This is a genomic window from Herbaspirillum huttiense (assembly GCF_047300815.1).
Classification (GTDB): domain Bacteria; phylum Pseudomonadota; class Gammaproteobacteria; order Burkholderiales; family Burkholderiaceae_D; genus Herbaspirillum; species Herbaspirillum huttiense_A.
Genome location: NZ_CP178608.1, coordinates 2,901,705 through 2,918,088, shown reverse-complemented (window position 1 = coordinate 2,918,088; position 16,384 = coordinate 2,901,705). Strand labels below are relative to the sequence as shown.

Sequence of the window (16,384 nt, the reverse complement as noted above, 5' to 3'; positions counted from 1 at the left end):
ACCAACGAGACGGCAACATGACCTTCCCGCTCAAAAAACTGGTGGCAGCCAACAAGGGCCTGCTGGCCTTCATCGCATTGATGGTGGTGTTTCGCAGCGCCATTGCCGACTACAACGTGGTGCCCAGCGGCTCCATGCTCCCCACCGTGATGGTGGGCGACCGCATCCTGGTCGACAAGCTGGCCTATGACCTGCGCGTGCCGCTGACCCACATCAGCCTGGCCCGCCTGGGCGAGCCGCAGCGTGGCGACATCGTCACCGTCGATTCAAAAGAGGCCGGTGAACTGCTGCTCAAGCGCATCATCGGCCTGCCGGGCGACGTGGTGGAGCTGCGCGACAACGTGCTCTTCATCAACGGCCAGGCGGCCAGCTATGGCCCCGCGCACGCACGGCCCGAGAGCGGCGATGGCGTGGACCAGGCGCGCTATCGCGATGAAAGGCTGGACGGCATGAACCACATGGTGCGCCTGTCCGACGCCCATCCCAGCCTGCACAGCAGCTTCTGCCCGGTGGTGGTGCCGGCTGATCACTACCTGATGCTGGGCGACAATCGCGACAACAGCATGGATTCGCGCTATTTCGGCTTCTTTGCGCGCAGCGAGCTGATGGGGCGCACTCGTCGCATCGCTTTTTCGCTGGATGCGGAGCAGTTCTACAAGCCGCGACTGGAGCGTTTCGGGCGTCGGCTGGACGCTGTCACCGTGCAGTGATGCGGTTCGGGAGATTTTTGTCACAAAAATCTCCGTTTTTTTGCTGTCAATCGCTCAAGTTGTCCAAAAGCATGCCGTTATCAAAGACGGAAAACATGCCTTTGTCATCTGGAGCACATCATTTCTCTCACCTTCATCTCCGACCCGGCCACCGGTCGCCGCAGGAATGCCGTCAGCCATGACGCCATCCTCGATGCCACTTATGTGATGCTCGAGGAGATCGGTTTCGACAAGCTCTCCCTGGAGGGTGTGGCCGCGCGCGCCGGCGTGGGCAAGGCCACCATCTACCGCTGGTGGCCCAACAAGAGCGCGCTGGCCATGGAAGCTTTGCTGCGCGCCGTAGAGCCCACGCCGCCCATCGGCGACAGCGGCTCGGCCCGTGAAGACATCGAGCAGCACATGCTGCAACTGTCCCAGTTGCTGGGCGGCAAGTCCGGCCGGGTGGTGCGCGAGATGATTGCACTGGCCCAGTTCGAACCCGAAAGCAAACGCATCTTCAATGACAACTACCTGGAGCCGCGCCGTCTGGCGCTGGTCAACGTGCTGCGCCGTGGTGCCCAACGCGGCGAGTTCCGGGAAGACGCCGACCTCAACCTGGTCTTCGACCTGCTGTATGCCCCCGTACTGCAGCGTCTGCTGACCGGCAGCGGCGAGATCGACGAGCGCCAGATTCAGTCCCAACTGAAGCTGGTCCTGGGCAGCATCGCGCTGTCCCAACCCTTTTCGACGCCTAGTAAAATTTCGAGCCAACAAGCGTAAATTTTGTTGAGCAGTACCATGATTGCACCTAGAATCCGAGACGAAACGTATCGTATTGGTTCTGGGCAAGTGAACTTTTGCGTCAAAAATCAGCGATTCCGGGCAACCGGGCCAAGCTGAAAGCGCCAGCAGACGGCGCGAAACGACGATAAAAATCTCTTTCTTCCTCCGCAGAGGGCGCGGAGGACAGCCCTCGGGAAATGCGAGCCGCCGGTGTGTCAGACGGCCTGTTTCTTCCCATGCGCCGGTGCAGGCCGGCGCTCTTCCAAGCGACGTTGATCCGAACAGACATTGCCGGTTTCCCGCACGGGGAGACTGGCTCATGGTTGCCGCAGCGCATTTGGGCGTCGTCATGACGGCGCAGCGGTGACCCAGGGGCAACCAAACATGCAAGACAGGCCAGTGCAAGGGGGAAACATGCACAGCAACGCCATGCAGCCATGCCGGGGCGGCAACGCCTCGCCACGCCGCGACGACCAATGCCGCCGTTACCGCAAGATGCGGCGATGGTGCCTGACCGGTGTCGTCGGCATTCCGCTGTTATTGGGATTTCTCTGGCTGCAGTTCGTGGCCGCGCGCAGTGGCGGTGAATTGTTCTATGCCGATCAGGTGTGCGATTGCCGCGAGGCGGTCTCGATGTGGGTACGGGATTACATCTGGACCCAGATGATCTGGTTGCCGGGCAATATGCTGTTCCTGCTGATCTGGATTGCTCTCGCTGTAAAGCTGTGGAGCGGCAAGCGCAGCGCAGGCTGACGTTATGCGGCCAATCGGCGCTCATCCGTCGATGTGCGCCACCAGCGGCAGGTGATCGGACGCCACGCGGGACATCGCCGAGCGGTGCACATGCACCTGCAGCAGGCGCTGGCGCGGACTGATCCAGATGCGGTCCAGTGCAAACAAGGGCAGCCGCGACGGAAAGGTGCGCGGCGCTGGTGCCGCTTCGAAGTGGGAGACCAGCCAGCGCAGGGTGCGTCCCCACATGAACCACTCATTGACGTCCCCCATCAGGATCACGGGCGCCTGGTTGGTATCAAAAGCCTGCAGCAGCCGCTTGATCTGGGCGCGGCGCTCGGCCGGTTTCAGGCCGAGATGGGTGGCGATCACGCGCAGCATGTGGCCGTGGCAATCGATATCTGCATCCAGCGCCCCGCGTGGTTCGCGGCTGCCGAAAGAAAGATCGATGCTCTCTTTGGCCAGGATGGGATAGCGGCTCAGGACCGCATTGCCATAGCGTCTTTCCTCGCTCTGCATGGTCGGGCCTTCCACTGCAAAAAATCCCGTTTCCTCCTTCAGCAGGGCCAGCACGTCGGGCTGGGCGCTGCCTCCCAAGGGGACCTCCTGCAGCGCGACCACATCGGCGTTGATCTCCTGCAACACCCGGGCGATGCGCCGGGGCGCAAAGCGGCCATCCGTACCTACCGCGCCGTGAATGTTGTAGGTGGCAACCGTGAGCGGCCACGGGTCGAGGTCATGCAGCGGCACGTCGCCGCTGAGGACGAGCTCGGTATCGGAATGCGCCTGCTGTGCCGCGGGGCGCGGCGGCGCAAGATGCGAAAAGGGTTCGGAACGCATCAGGCCTGCCTTGCCTCCACGCCGTGTTCCGCATTCAGGCGTGCCATGCCGTCGTCGTTGGATGGCGATGTTGCGGTGACTTTGCGCGTCTGGTCGGAGGCGGACTTGCCGGCCTGCTTGCCATTCTTCTTGCCCTCACGCGGCTTGAGCAGCTTTTGCAGTCCAAAGGCCATGAGCATGAGCGCAGCGGTCACGCCGACCAGGATCAGCACTGTCTGCATGCTGGGGTGGCGGATCGCTTCGGCCAGGTTGTGCGAGAAGACCACGGTCAGCACGATGCCAGGGAGCATGCCGATGAGCGTACCCAGCAGGTAGTCGCGCATGCCGAGGTGGGAAGCACCCGCCACCACGTTGACTACCGTGAAGGGCGCGATGGGCAGCAAACGCACCACCGCCATGGCCGCGATGCCGCGCTGGGCGAAGCGGCGGCTCAGGTTGTTGATGCGCGGGCCCAGCATGTCGCGCAGCGCGTCGTGGCCCAGCCAATGTCCCAGGCCAAAACCGAGCAGGGCGCTCAAGCCCACGCCGGCAGTGGCATAGAGCCCGCCATTGACCGGCCCGAAGACCACGCCCGCCACCGCAATGAGCACCGTAATGGGCACCATCAGCATGCCCGCCACGACAAAGGCGGCAATGACGATGGCCGGGGTAAAGGGCATCTTGTCGACGCTGCGGGCCAGGGCGATCAGGGAACTGAGATTGATCCACTCGCGCAGCGGCGTGAATCGCCAGGCCAGCGCGAAGACCACCAGCGCCACCGCCAGCACGCCCAGGCCGATCATGCGGCGCGGCACGGGCTTCCTGGCGCTGCGGGGCACGTAGGCATCGACGATTTCATCCGGGCTGATCGGACGTTCGGGGTCGAAGACCGCATTGTCCTGGGTCAATGCATCCAGTTCCGGAATGAGGCGCGGATCCATGGGCCGCAGTTCGCGCCGCTCGGGTTGGCGCAGGCTGGCGATGGCCGCGTGCAGGCTGTGCTCCCGCTGCAGCGCGGCCTGCACATCGGCGGGTGCCACACCCAGGTGTTCGGCCAGCAGCCGATTGCGCATGAGGGCAATGGCGTTGCGGATCTCCTCCTGCTTGCCGGCATCCCCTTGAACCTCGATGGTGAGATTGCATTCGGTATCGAAGGCCATGGAGCGATTGCTCATGTTGGCTGAACCCACCGAAATGAGCCGGTCGTCCATGGTGAAGACCTTGCTGTGCACGTTCAGGCAGGCACCGTCTTCCAGTCCGGGCAGGTGGGGGCAGTACATCTGGTAGCGCGCCTGGGCCTCCTGGCCCTGGTTGTCCAGCGCGCTCTTGAGACGGTGGTGGATGCGCGCGCGCAAGGCGCCCATGGTGGCCTGCTCCAGCCATCCGCTCTGCGTTTGCGGCGAAATCACGGCCACTTCCGGACCTTGGGATTCGCGCAGCCGGGCGCCGATGGCCTCGGACAGGACGTTGGAGGTGAAATACTGGTTTTCGAAGAACAGGTGCTGTTGCGCGCCGGCGATGGCGTCCAGGTACAGCTCACGCACCTCGAAGACACCGGGCCGGCCCTCATAGGCTGGCTCGGTACGGGAAATGCCGACCTGCAAGTCACACAGGTCCGGCTCGAATCCGTCCGGCCACGGATCCTCAGCCGGCAGGGCCAGCGCTGGCTGCATCAGCGGACGGCGCTCGGCATAGCCGGCCAGGCTCCAGCGGCGCCGTGCCAGTTCGCCGAGGGCGCGGGCGGCATCGCCATCGACCATGGCCTGTACGTCGTGGAAGGGCGCATAGGGCTTGTCGTCCGGATCGCGCCGCAAGGGGTGGTCTGGCAGGTGCTCGGGCGTGTCCCAGCGGCAGCGTGTAAGGTCCAGACCGCCGACGAAGGCCAGCTTGTCATCAATCACCACGATCTTCTGGTGATGGGAAGCCCCGACCGGATGCCGTGCATCGGTGCGGAAATGCAGGCGCTTGTTGCGCGGGCGGCCGGGCTTGCGCGCCATCATCCATTCGCGCTCCAGCGCGTAGAGCATGGCGTAGTCCCAATTGAGGACGTGGATGTGCAAGTCGGGCTGGCGCTCGGCCAGCGCATGCAGCAAGTCGCCAAGCTGCGGCGGCATGCCGTCGTCGCTGACCCCCGGTACCAGTACCGTGCGGCTGTCGATGTCCCACCCCAGGATGTAGACGCTGCGCCGCGCGTTGAGCAAGGCCAGGCGCAGCGCGCGGAAATAATCCGCAGCGTCGATGAGCAGCTTGAAACGCCCGGCATGTTCGCGCCGCCAGCAATTGCGGCCGGGTTGCAGCAGTACTGACGGGACGGATTCCTGGACAGTGGGGGACGACATCGGAGCCTCCGGGGAGTCGGTGGTCATGGGGTTGATGTTTGTTGTTTTGGGTGCTCAGGGTTTTCCCACCGAGATCGGATGCTCATCGTCCGTGGCAGGGTGCCGCGGCGATTGCTGGGCGGCGTCATCCTTGATCGCCTCGTGCGGCAACGGACGCGGCTTGCGCTGGTCCATGCCGGTTTCGGTGGCTTCGGTGGTTTCCTCGGGCAGGGGGATCTTGTCGCTCACGATGTACTCCTCTTCACTTGGTCTCGCAGGTGGTCATTGCGCGGGCTGGCCATTGGAGGCTGTCACGCCGCCATCGACAGGAAGATTCACGCCGGTCACGAAAGTGGCGTCGGGACTGGCCAGGAAGGCGATCACCGACGCGATTTCAACCGGGTCGGCACCGCGGCCCAGCGGAATGCGCTCGGCAAACTTGGCCAGTTGTTCCTGGTCTTCGGCGACATCGGCGGTCATGGCGGTGAAGGTCAGGCTGGGGCAGACCGCATTGACGCGTACGCCTTTGCGGCCGAAGTCCATGGCCATGGCGCGCGTCAGGTTGACGACCGCCCCCTTGGAGGTGTTGTAGGCCGCCAGATTCCAGTCCGCGCCCAGGCCCGAGACGGAGGCGACGTTGACGATGCAGCCGCGCGTCTTCTCCAGATGAGGCATGGCTTCACGGGCGCCGTAGAAGACGCCGTTCACATTGGTAGCCTGCACGTGGTGCCAGTCTTCCGGGCTGACCTGGGTGATGTCGCCTTCGGCGAAGATGCCGGCGTCGCTGACCAGCACATCGATGCGGCCGAAGCGCTCAATGGCGAAATCCACCATCTGCCTGACGTCTTCATGGTGCGACACATCGGTCTCACGCGCGGCCGTGCGCTCGGCGGGGAGCGAATCGAAAACCTTGGTCAGGGCGGCGGCGTCGCGGTCGGCCAGCAGAACCGAGGCACCTTCGTCGGAAAACCGCCGGGCCGTGGCTTCGCCGATGCCGGAGCCGGCACCGGTGACGATGACGACCTTGTCCTTGAAACGTTGCAATTGGGAGGGATTGAGGCTGGGCATGCGGAACTCCTGTTCAACTTGGAAGGCGTGAGGGCAGCAGGGCACGACCGGCCATGACACCAAAAGCTTCACATTAGGCCCTTCCCTGATCGCGGCCCATCGGACAGCTCCCCAAGCTGATGTAGGAAGATGCTGGCGTGGATCGCCTTTGCCGGGGCGAATGCGAGTCGCTGATAGTGGCAAAGATGAAGGTTTTTGTTGTCACGCAGCAGTAATACTTCAATGCAACAATGCGCCCCGCATCCAGACCGGCTGTTCATTCGTTCAGTTTCTTGGGAAGAAACTGGAACAAATGTACAAACGTCGCCGGTTCACCGCCACCTCAAGGGGACTTCCATGACCATCCGCATGCGTATCACGCTCTTGGTGATACTTACCTTCATCGCCATCGCCGGCATCGGCGGCTATGCGATGACGCAATCCCGCAGCAGTGCCGTCGAGGTGCGCTCGGTCACTGAGGGTGTCATGCCCAGCGTGCTGGCCTCGGCCGACCTGATGGGGCAGTTGAAGGACGTCCAGTTGGCCGCCATGGTGATGGTCAACGAGACCGACAACCAGCTGGTGGCACAAGAAAACGACAAGCTGGCCGAAAAGAAGGCGGTCCTCGAAAAGGCCTTGGCGGCCCAGGCCGGGCAAGCGGAAGGCGTGGCCCAGCGCGGCCTGATCGAACAGGCCAAGGAAAGCCTGGACAATTACTTCGGCGCCATCGACACCACGGCCAAGTTCAAGCTGGCCGGCAAGAACGAAATCGCGCAAGCGCAGTTCTTCGGCGGCGTGATGCAGTACCAGACCGAGCTCGAAGGCATCGTCAATACCCTGCGCATCGAGAAGAACCGCTTCAAGGACAACGCCATTGCATCGCTCAACGGCAAGCTGGCGCAGACCACCACCACCATCAGCATCGTCACCGTGGTGGCGGTGCTGCTGCTGGGCGGTATCGGCTTCCTGCTGTATCGCCAGATCACCGGTCCGATCAGCCGCATGGCCGCCATGATGGGCGAGATCGCCACCAGCCAGGACTTCACGCGCCGCCTGCCAGTGCAGCGCATGGATGAAGTGGGCCACTCCATCGTTGCCTTCAACGGCATGGTCGAGAAGATCGAGCAAGCCTCGGCCCAGGTGCGCCAGAAGACCGCCGACATGCAGGCCATGCTGCAGAACATTCCGCAGGGCATTCTCACCATCGTCGATGGCAACAAGGTGCATCCGGAATATTCCGCCTTCCTGGAAACGGTGTTCGGCACCACCGACATCGCCGGCCGCGACGTGATGGAACTGGTCTTCTCCAACACCAATCTCGGCGCCGACACGCTCTCGCAGATCGAAGCCATCGGCGGTGCCTGCATCGGCGAAGACGTGATGAACTTCACCTTCAACGAACACCTGATGGTCGGCGAAATCGAAAAGACCATGGCCGATGGCAGTGTGAAGATCCTTGACCTCTCCTGGTCGCCCATCACCGATGAGCAGGACCTGGTGATCCGCCTGATGCTGTGCGTGCGCGACGTGACCGAGCTGCGCCACCTGGCGGCCGAAGCCAACGAGCAGAAGCGTGAACTGGAAATGATCGGCGAAATCCTCGCCGTGGCGCCGGCCAAATTCAGCGAATTCATCGGCAGCGCCCGCCGCTTCCTGGACGAGAACGAGCAGATCGTCCACCAGAACCCGCAAGCCACGGCCTTTGCCATCGCCAAGCTGTTCCGCAACATGCATACCATCAAGGGCAATGGCCGCACGTATGGCCTGCTGCACCTGGCCAACGTGGTCCACCACGCCGAACAGCACTACGACGACCTGCGCCACCCGTCCAGCGGTGCCGCCTGGAACCAGGAAGAACTGCTGCTGCAGCTGGGCCAGGTACGCGAGATCATCGACCGCTACGCCCGCATCAACGACGTCACGCTGGGCCGTGGCGCCAGCGCTGCGGCCGACCAGGTGCTGCCGGGCTATGAACGCCATGTGCTGACGATCGACCGCAAGCACATCCAGGAAAGCCTGCTGCGCCTGGAAAACGTCAATACCGCCAACCTGCACGAACTGGTGGCCGTGCGCAACGACGTGCGCCGCACCCTGCGCCTGCTGGGTACCGAGACGGTCGAAGAAGTGCTGGCACCGGTGATCGATTCGCTGCCGGCGCTGGCCAGCGACCTGGGCAAGGCTGCCCCGGTGGTGCAGATCGACGACAACGGCTACGTGGTCCACAGCTTTGCCGCACCGCTGCTGCAGAACGTCTTCATGCACCTGATCCGCAATGCCGTCGATCACGGTCTGGAGTCGGGCGAAGAGCGCCTGGCCAAGGGCAAGCCCGAAGCCGGCACCATCAAGCTGGAAATGGGTGTGATGGAAGACATGTTCCAGATGGCCCTGTCCGACGACGGCCGCGGCCTGGCCCTGCACAAGGTGCGCCAGATCGGTATCGAGAAACAGCTCATCAGCGTGGACCAGGTGCTCACCGATGCCCAGATTGCGCGCCTGATCCTGCAGCCGGGCTTCTCCACCCGCAGCGAAGTGACCGAGGTCTCGGGACGCGGCGTGGGCATGGATGCGGTGCTGGACTTCGTGACCCGCGAACACGGCAAGATCGAGATCTGTTTCATGGACCGCGAGGAGGGCGCCGCCTTCCGTGCCTTCCAGATCATCGTGATGCTGCCGGAAAGTGTGGCGGTAGAAGTCGATGGCATCGATGTGCCCTATCCGGTAGCCGGCCAGGACCAGGCATCGGTGGCGGCCCATCCGCTGGTGCTGCCGCAGGGCGGCGATCCGCAGGTGGCCTGAGCGGTCTGCTGTCGTTACCCTGGAAACATCAACCTGCAGGAAATCAGATCCATGTTTGAATCCTTTCTCCTGGTGGCGCTGGGCGCCGCCCTGGCCGGCCTGCCGATGGCCGCGCTGTGGCTGCGCCAGAAGCGCCGTGCGCGTGAGCTGATCGACGCCGGCCAGCTGGAACGTGTGCGCGACCAGGCCCAGGCCACGCTCGCCGAGCAACAGCAGCAGTGGAGCGCGCACCAGCAACAGCTGGAACAGGATCGGCTGGCCGCGCAGCAGCACATGGCCGAGATGCGCCGCGAGAGCGAGGCCATGATGGCGCGCCTGTCCAGTGAACAATCGGATCATGTCTCGCGCGTGCGCCAGAGCTGCGATGAATCGCAGGACACCATCAGCAAGCTGCTGGGCCTGGTGCGAACCTTCGAGCGCTGGCATGACGACATGAACGAGCTGATCGCGCACAACCGCGAGATGCATCGCAAGAATGACGAGTTCGCGCTGATCGTGAACCAGGTCATCATCGTGGCCCTGAACGCCTCCATCGAAGCTGCGCGTGCCGGTGTGCACGGGCGCGGTTTTGCGGTGGTGGCGCAGGAGGTGCGTGACCTGGCGCAGCGGGCGGAGAAGCTCTCCAAGAGCTATCGCGCCAACCTGTACCAGAACGACCTGATCACCACCACCACCTTCCAGGACCTGCAAGCGGGCGGCAAGATGATCATGGGCGCCGTCATCGGCCTGGACCTGATCAACAAGAAGACCAGGCAAGCGCTGGCCGAAGCGGCATGAGCGCCAATGACATGGACGAACTGCAGGCAGTAGCCGAGATCGTGGCCGACGAGCGCATCAGCGCCAGCGCGCGCGATGGTTTCGATACGCTCTTGCAGCAGGCGCTGCGCAGCAGCCTGGTGCCGTCGGAGGCCACGGCGGAGATCTCGATGGTGGAAGGTTTGGCCGAGCTCACCGAGCAGAAGATGGTGGTGCTGACCATCTCCTCTTATCTGTTCCGCCTGATGGTGATGTTTCACTTCGCGCCGGACGCCGACACGCGCGGCCACTTTGCTCGCCTGACGCGGGTGTCTGCCAGCGAGATGGGCGAGCAGGCCCTGATGGATGCGATTGCCGAATGCGGCAATCTCTGCTGCGGCATCTTCAACCGCGAGCTGGGACGTTTCTTCCCGCACCTGGGCATGTCCACGCCCAACGTGATCGATACCCAGTGCGTGGCCTACCTGCAAAAACTCAATTGCGCGCACGTGCGGCATTTCGCCATCGACATGGCGGACGGGCCGCGCCTGCACGTCTCGCTGGCCGTCTCCGCTTATGACCGGCTGGACTTTACCGTGGCACCGGGCGAAGAGGCCGATACCACGGGCGAGCTGGAACTGTTCTGACCATTCAACGATTCGGGGGAATCTCATCACCATGCAAGCCACTGCCAGCCTCGACAACGCCATCACCAGCAAGATGCTGGTCCTGGACCGCGACGCCGACTGCTACGACACCATCAAATCCTTTTGCGAGCGCCACAACCTGGTCGGGCTGAAGGCGCATGAGGAACATGTGATGGCAGTCTTGCGCAGCAATGTAGACCTGGGCGGCATCATGCTCTCGGAAAGCCTGGCCGGACTGGGCGAGGGCGGGCCGGGCCTGGCGCGCCGCATCCGCGAGGTGCGTCCGGAATTGCCGATCTTCCTGCGCCGCCGCCGGGAAGCCGCTGATGTCGAATTGTCCGAACGCGATAGCGAACTTTTCAGCGCCGTCTATCGCATCGAGCACATCGATGCGCTGGCACCGGCGGTGGCCTCGTTGATCTTCAGCCAGCAATACCCCAATGCGCTGGTGCGCGGCATTGCCGAGATCAGCCGCATGGTGCTGGAGAGCCAGTTCCCCGGCATGCAGGTCGAGATCGAGCAGCCTTACCTGGTACGCGACCGGATCATCTTCGGCGAAGTGTTTACGCTCATTCCGCTGGAGAGCAGCTGGTGCCGTGGCTACATGATGCTGCAGGCCGAACAGAAGACGCTGCAGGCGCTGGCGCCGGAGGAATCGGGCGATTTCCGCAATCTCAACAATGCGCTGGGCGAACTGACCAACCTGATCTGGGGCTGGTTCAAGAACCGCTTCATCAACCAGAGCCAGCCCATTCATCAACTGAGCCAGGTGCCGATCATCATCAATCACCAGCATCGCTACATTTCCTTCGGTTCGGAGGATGCGCAGCTGTGCTTCAAGTACCTGCTGCGTCGTGACGACGGCGCACCGCTGGTGCTGCTGCAGCGCTTCATCTTCAACCTGTCGTGGTCGCCGGAGGATTTCACCGAGAACCAGACCTCGGTGGAAGAGCTGTTCGAATCCGGCGAGCTGGAACTGTTCTGAGGCCGGGGCAGCACCCCGGCATTGATTTACCTTCCCCTCAAGCAATTACGCAAATCAAGCAAAGAGAGAATTCAAGATGGCACAAATCCTGGTAGTGGACGATTCGAGCACCGTGCGCGCCGAAGTCGGTGACTTCCTCAAGAAAAATGGCCTGGACGTGGCCCTGGCCGTGGATGGCCGCGATGGCCTGGCCAAGCTCAAGAGCGATCCGGCCATCAAGCTGGTGGTGTCCGACGTGAACATGCCCAACATGGATGGCCTGACCATGGCCGAGAAGATCCGCAGCGAACTGGGCAATGCCACTGTGAACATCATCATGCTCACTACCGAGAATTCGCCCATCATGAAGGAACGTGGCAAGGCGGCCGGTATCAAGGGTTGGATCGTCAAGCCCTTCAAGGGGGAGGCGGTGTTGCCGACGTTCAAGAAGCTGGTGGGTGTTTGAGTCGATAAGATAGCTAAAGAGAACTCATTATCCTGCAGCATGATTCTTGATCGGCTCGCTTGTTTGCGAGCCGTTTTCATTTCCGGCGTTACTACTGTCCTGGGTGATTTGACGTGGCTACAATGATCGTCCGTTCATGATCCAATCCGTTTAAAACCGAGCGATATGCCGAAACTCAAGCAAGGAACGATTCTGCCCGGCCGCCGCGAAAACGCCGCCCTCACAAAGGCTGCTCTGTCCGACCCGGACACGCAGCTTCTCACGGCGGAGCAGTTCGCAGCGATGCATCCGGCGCGCGGACGTGGCAGATCTGCGGGAGTGGCTGGCGCAGCACAAGCTGGCTCGAATCACTTCTCTTCCAGCACCAGTTCGAAACAGATCAGCACGGGATTGCTGCCGCGCTTGAGCACTCCCTCACAGACCTGACCTTGGGGATTGATGAGGCCGATGTCCAGGCGGCCGACTCCATCACGCACTTCGCCCGATCGGACCAGGATTTCAGTGGCACGGTCTTCCAGCACGCGTCCGTCTTCAAATTCCGCCCCGATGATGCTGCCCACGCTGCCGCGCACGATGGCATCGCGCATGCCGTGCTCTGCGCAGGCCTGTTCGACGGCGATGGTCAGATCCTGGTCGGGGCGGATGCGTGCCAGTACCAGACGTTTTCCATTTGCTGAGAGCGGCTGGTCGCTCAGCCGGGTAGGGTAGAACAGGGTGAAATTGGTCTCGGGATCGTAGCGAGTCGCCATGGTGGCGTCGTGCAGGCCCCAGGCTTGCGCGGGCGTACTGGCACCGACCACGGTTTTTTCCATCATCAGGTGACCGCCCTGGCGCTGGCCGTCGCGGCCGCGCCAGATGGCGTGACAGTGCACGAAAGGCTCACCATCCTTGCGTCCGACGGTCGCGCAGGCGTATTCGATCACCGTTCCTTCTTCCCTCGCCTGTGGCGCGCTGTAGAAAGCGGCGTGTTGGTCATCCACCGCCAGTGCGGGCATGAGGTAGTGGAGGGGGGAGACAGGGAGATTGGCGAAGCGCACGGTACCGCCATCCAGGCCCGCGCGTGCCAGTGGAATGCTGATGGCGTCACGCAGGTTCATGCCGGCTTCGAGGGTGAAATCGAGATGCATCGCCGGACCGGACAGGGTAACGATGCGCTGCGGGTCGGGCGGGCCGGGGTGGCGGACGGTGCGGGCGAAGGCGGGGGCGGCTGTCATGCGGTCTCCTTGGCAGCTGGGCTGCGGGCGGTGCGGCTTTGAGGGGCCGTCGGGGCTGGTTGAGTTCGGGGATTATCGCGCGTTCGGTGGCGAGATGCCGGTGAATGTTTTTAAAGTATCAGCACGGAGATGAGGTTTACTACTGCATATGTTCACTCACAATGAGTGCTGACACTTGTGCGGACACCTCTGGCTCGATCAGCAGTACAGATTGAGGAAATGACCATTACAGTCCCGATACAGCGCACTGTACAGTTCTGGCGTCCCCCTCCTGCTGAACGAGACAGGATAGCGGCCTTGCCTCACATCACTTCTCGGCGATGCTCTCCTGCTCCCGCTCCGCACGGCGCCTCGCCCTGTAGGCGCCAATCTCCCCGATCTTCAACCCTTCCGGCAGCGACAGATACTTCCCCTGTCCCACGCGTTGCGCGTGATAGATGCCGGTATGTCCAGAAAATAGATAGGCCACCACGCAAGCCAGCGCCGCAAACGGACCGATCTCCGGCCCGAACAGTTCGATGGCCATGATGGTGGAGGCAATCGGCGTATTGGCCGCGCCCGCAAAGACCGCCACGAAGCCGATCCCGGCCATCATCGAAAACGGCAGATGCAGCAGGGGGGCCAGCGCATTGCCCACTGTCGCGCCAATATAAAAGAGCGGGGTGACTTCGCCGCCCTTGAAGCCGGTGCCCAGCGAGGTCACCGTGAAGACCATCTTGCCCAGGAAATCCCAAGGGGCCAGCGGATGCTGGAAGGCTTCCACGATCACCGGGATGCCCAAGCCGATGTAGCGTTGCGTACCCAGCGCCCACACCGCCACGGCAACGATGGCACCACCAATGAACGGTCGCAGCGGCGCATAGCTGACGTGACGCTTCATGAAGGCCGACAGGCGGTGCGTGCTGTTGGCAAACACCATGCCGACCAGGCCGAAGACCACACCAGCCGCGATCACCGCCGCCACGCTCCACAGCGCGACCGGTACCACGCCGCCCATGTGATAGTGGGTGTGATGCACGCCCCAGGCCAGCCCGACCTGATCGGCCGCAATGGCGGCCACGAAGCAGGGCAGGATGGCGTCATAGCGCATGCGGCCGATGGCCAGCACTTCCAGTCCGAACAATGCACCGGCCATCGGCGTGCCGAAGACCGACGCAAACCCGGCGCTGATGCCGGCCATCAGGAGAATGCGCCGGTCTTCCGTGCGCAGCCGCAGCACCGTGGTCAGCTGGTCGGCCAGCGCGCCGCCCATCTGCACGGCCGTGCCCTCACGGCCCACGGAGGCGCCGAAGAGGTGCGACATCACGGTGCCGAACAACACCAGCGGCGCCATGCGCAGCGGGATCACCTTTTTCGGATCGTGGATTTCATCGATCAGCAGATTGTTGCCAGCTTCCACTGGCTTGCCGGTCTTGAGGTACAGCCAGCCCACGGCAAAACCGCCCAGCGGCAGCAGCCAGATGATCCACGGATGGCTTTCACGCCAGCGCGTGGCGTAGTCCAGCGCGAAGAGGAAGAAGGCCGAGGCCGATCCGGCAAGGGCGGCGATCAGGCAGGCGATCAGACACCATTTGAGGATGTAAGGCAGCAGGTGCAGCTGTTCGGGGAGTTTTTGATTTTTCATGTGACCAGAGTGCTGAATGAACATCCTGGCACACCGGGTGCAGCGGGCGCGAAGCAGAAAGGCGAACGCCTACAGCCCCGGATTGCCAGGTCACTGTAGGCATCATCAGCCCCAACGTGAAGTTGGTGGCGGTTGAAGGAGGAATGCCATCTCCTTGACCCCGATAGTAGCAAGATTGAAGCTCATCGACAACGGCGCGTTGTCTGTTGTGGACATTCCCTACACCCATCATCCACGCAGGGCCGCTTCCAGGTCGCGCACGTGCAGCCACAGGCGGCCGCTGCTGCCGGCCGTCAGGGCGTGGGCGATCCGGCCGAACCACTGCGGATGCAGCCGCAGCGCCGTGCGGAAGGCCTGCAGGGCGTCATCCATGCGATGCACTTCCTGCAGGGCCACGCCCAGGTTGAGCGCGGCATCGGCATAGTCCGGGCGCAGTTGCAGCGCGCGGGCAAAGGCGTCCACGGCGGCGGTACCTTCCTTCATATCCTGCAGGGTCAGGCCGAGGTTGAACCAGGTCTCGGCTACCTCGGGACGCAGCCGGCACGCTTGCTCGAAGGCCTCACGGGCGGCGGGGAGATCGCCCAGTTCGCGCAGGGCGCTTCCCAGGTTGAGGAAGGCTTCCATGGCTTGCGGGGCCAGCGCGACGGCCTGTCGCAACGCAGCTACGGCCTGCGCATGCCGCCCCAGCGCCGACAAACTGGTGCCCAGATGGAAATGCGCCTGGCTCAGTTCAGGCTGATGTCGCGCAACTGCCTGGAAATAGTGGACTGCCGTGGCGGGATCGCCTTCGGCCAGCGCAATCCGGCCGGCCATGAGCAGCGAGGGCACATGCTGCGGCCGAGGCGCCAGGCTCAGCAGGATATGTTGCCGCGCTTGCGCCAGCGCCTGCCGGTCCAGCGCCAGCATGGCCAGCAGCTGATGGGCCGCCGGATGCTGCGGCACCATTGCCAGCAAGGCGTGGCAGGCGTGTTCGGCTTCTGTGGTACGCCCGGCATTGTAGTGCTGCAGGGCGGCGCCCATGATCTGGTCGGGAGCGGCTGGCGAGGCGGACATGGCGCGGGCAGGCGGTTGCTCAGCCAGCGGCGCGTTCGACGATGACGTAATGCTTGCGCACCGGCTCCAGCACTTCAAAGACGCCCTTGAAGCCCGCCGGGATCACCATCGCATCGCCCGGACCCGCTTCGGCCACATGGCCTTGCTCGTCGATGACGCGGCAGCGGCCTTCGAGGACGCAGAAATATTCATCTTTGTTGGCGGAGAAGGCGATGCGCCAGCTGCCTTTCTCGCAGGCCCAGATGCCGGCATTCATCTCTCCGCTGGCATTGGTGAAGTGATTCCACGTGGTGCGCAGCGGATTGCCTTCCAGGCGGCGGTCTTCGCGTGGGTGGTCGTGTTCGGGCGCAGGGGAATTCAGGCGGAACTGGGTGATGGCAGGGGTGGCGGACATGGTGAAGAAGTGAGCAGGCATTGGTCAACGGCAAGGCCAGCAGTGTAACAGCAGCGGGCCCGCTACAGTCGCGCTGGCTGGCACCAAGCTCGACGCCTTTGGT

At 63.2% G+C, this 16,384-nt stretch carries 16 protein-coding genes and 1 riboswitch; of the genes, 8 read left to right on the top strand and 8 right to left on the bottom strand.

The features are described 5' to 3' along the window. The first annotated feature begins 17 nt into the window (after positions 1–17). From lepB to ACLRDN_RS13480, 3 genes are all read left to right on the top strand, one after another. Complete coding sequence (lepB, locus tag ACLRDN_RS13490; protein ID WP_413456687.1) at positions 18–710, top strand: signal peptidase I; 693 nt, start codon at positions 18–20, stop codon at positions 708–710. Between the two features lie 108 nt (positions 711–818). Beyond that, complete coding sequence (locus ACLRDN_RS13485; protein WP_413460395.1) at positions 819–1,469, top strand: TetR/AcrR family transcriptional regulator; 651 nt, start codon at positions 819–821, stop codon at positions 1,467–1,469. A gap of 417 nt (positions 1,470–1,886) precedes the next feature. Continuing rightward, a complete protein-coding gene (locus tag ACLRDN_RS13480; protein ID WP_413456686.1) occupies positions 1,887–2,225 on the top strand; it encodes a hypothetical protein in 339 nt (112 codons plus the stop codon). 21 nt (positions 2,226–2,246) lie between these two features. Here ACLRDN_RS13480 and ACLRDN_RS13475 read toward each other — a convergent pair whose 3' ends face one another. The 4 genes from ACLRDN_RS13475 to ACLRDN_RS13460 are packed head-to-tail and all read right to left on the bottom strand — an operon-like array spanning position 2,247 to position 6,409. Continuing rightward, complete coding sequence (locus tag ACLRDN_RS13475) at positions 2,247–3,044, bottom strand: endonuclease/exonuclease/phosphatase family protein (RefSeq protein WP_413456685.1); 798 nt, start codon at positions 3,042–3,044, stop codon at positions 2,247–2,249. Continuing rightward, positions 3,044–5,362 (bottom strand): VTT domain-containing protein, encoded by a 2,319-nt coding sequence (locus tag ACLRDN_RS13470; RefSeq protein ID WP_413456684.1) that lies wholly within the window; start codon positions 5,360–5,362, stop codon positions 3,044–3,046. The genes ACLRDN_RS13475 and ACLRDN_RS13470 overlap by 1 nt, the downstream gene beginning before the upstream one ends. A 54-nt stretch (positions 5,363–5,416) precedes the next feature. After that, positions 5,417–5,590 (bottom strand): hypothetical protein, encoded by a 174-nt coding sequence (locus tag ACLRDN_RS13465; RefSeq protein ID WP_413456683.1) that lies wholly within the window; start codon positions 5,588–5,590, stop codon positions 5,417–5,419. A 33-nt stretch (positions 5,591–5,623) separates the two neighbouring features. Next, positions 5,624–6,409 (bottom strand): SDR family NAD(P)-dependent oxidoreductase, encoded by a 786-nt coding sequence (locus ACLRDN_RS13460; RefSeq protein ID WP_413456682.1) that lies wholly within the window; start codon positions 6,407–6,409, stop codon positions 5,624–5,626. A gap of 336 nt (positions 6,410–6,745) precedes the next feature. On the opposite strand from ACLRDN_RS13460, the gene ACLRDN_RS13455 reads away from it, so the two are divergent. The 5 genes from ACLRDN_RS13455 (at position 6,746) to ACLRDN_RS13435 (ending at position 11,996) form a co-directional block, all read left to right on the top strand. Next, positions 6,746–9,184 (top strand): ATP-binding protein, encoded by a 2,439-nt coding sequence (locus ACLRDN_RS13455; protein WP_413456681.1) that lies wholly within the window; start codon positions 6,746–6,748, stop codon positions 9,182–9,184. 51 nt (positions 9,185–9,235) lie between these two features. Next, the gene (locus tag ACLRDN_RS13450) at positions 9,236–9,961 is read left to right on the top strand and encodes a methyl-accepting chemotaxis protein (protein WP_413456680.1); all 726 of its coding nucleotides are present in this window, start codon (positions 9,236–9,238) and stop codon (positions 9,959–9,961) included. After that, a complete protein-coding gene (locus tag ACLRDN_RS13445; protein ID WP_413456679.1) occupies positions 9,958–10,566 on the top strand; it encodes a hypothetical protein in 609 nt (202 codons plus the stop codon). The genes ACLRDN_RS13450 and ACLRDN_RS13445 overlap by 4 nt, the downstream gene beginning before the upstream one ends. A gap of 31 nt (positions 10,567–10,597) precedes the next feature. Further along, positions 10,598–11,551: a chemotaxis protein CheX gene (locus ACLRDN_RS13440; protein WP_413456678.1), complete on the top strand. Its 954-nt coding sequence runs from the start codon at positions 10,598–10,600 to the stop codon at positions 11,549–11,551. Between the two features lie 76 nt (positions 11,552–11,627). Beyond that, the gene (locus ACLRDN_RS13435) at positions 11,628–11,996 is read left to right on the top strand and encodes a response regulator (protein WP_039787057.1); all 369 of its coding nucleotides are present in this window, start codon (positions 11,628–11,630) and stop codon (positions 11,994–11,996) included. 347 nt (positions 11,997–12,343) lie between these two features. On the opposite strand, the gene ACLRDN_RS13430 is transcribed toward ACLRDN_RS13435, so the two are convergent. The 4 genes from ACLRDN_RS13430 to ACLRDN_RS13415 all read right to left on the bottom strand — a co-directional run bounded on the left by ACLRDN_RS13430 (position 12,344) and on the right by ACLRDN_RS13415 (position 16,281). Beyond that, complete coding sequence (locus tag ACLRDN_RS13430) at positions 12,344–13,210, bottom strand: PCC domain-containing protein (protein WP_413456677.1); 867 nt, start codon at positions 13,208–13,210, stop codon at positions 12,344–12,346. Between the two features lie 307 nt (positions 13,211–13,517). Further along, positions 13,518–14,834: a voltage-gated chloride channel family protein gene (locus ACLRDN_RS13425; RefSeq protein ID WP_413456676.1), complete on the bottom strand. Its 1,317-nt coding sequence runs from the start codon at positions 14,832–14,834 to the stop codon at positions 13,518–13,520. A gap of 89 nt (positions 14,835–14,923) precedes the next feature. Then, positions 14,924–14,997: riboswitch (Fluoride riboswitch) on the bottom strand. A 65-nt stretch (positions 14,998–15,062) separates the two neighbouring features. Beyond that, a complete protein-coding gene (locus tag ACLRDN_RS13420) occupies positions 15,063–15,887 on the bottom strand; it encodes a tetratricopeptide repeat protein (RefSeq protein WP_413456675.1) in 825 nt (274 codons plus the stop codon). Positions 15,888–15,906: 19 nt separating this feature from the next. Next, positions 15,907–16,281, bottom strand: coding sequence for a cupin domain-containing protein (locus tag ACLRDN_RS13415; RefSeq protein ID WP_413456674.1), 375 nt, complete (start codon positions 16,279–16,281; stop codon positions 15,907–15,909). Between the last annotated feature and the right edge of the window lie 103 nt (positions 16,282–16,384).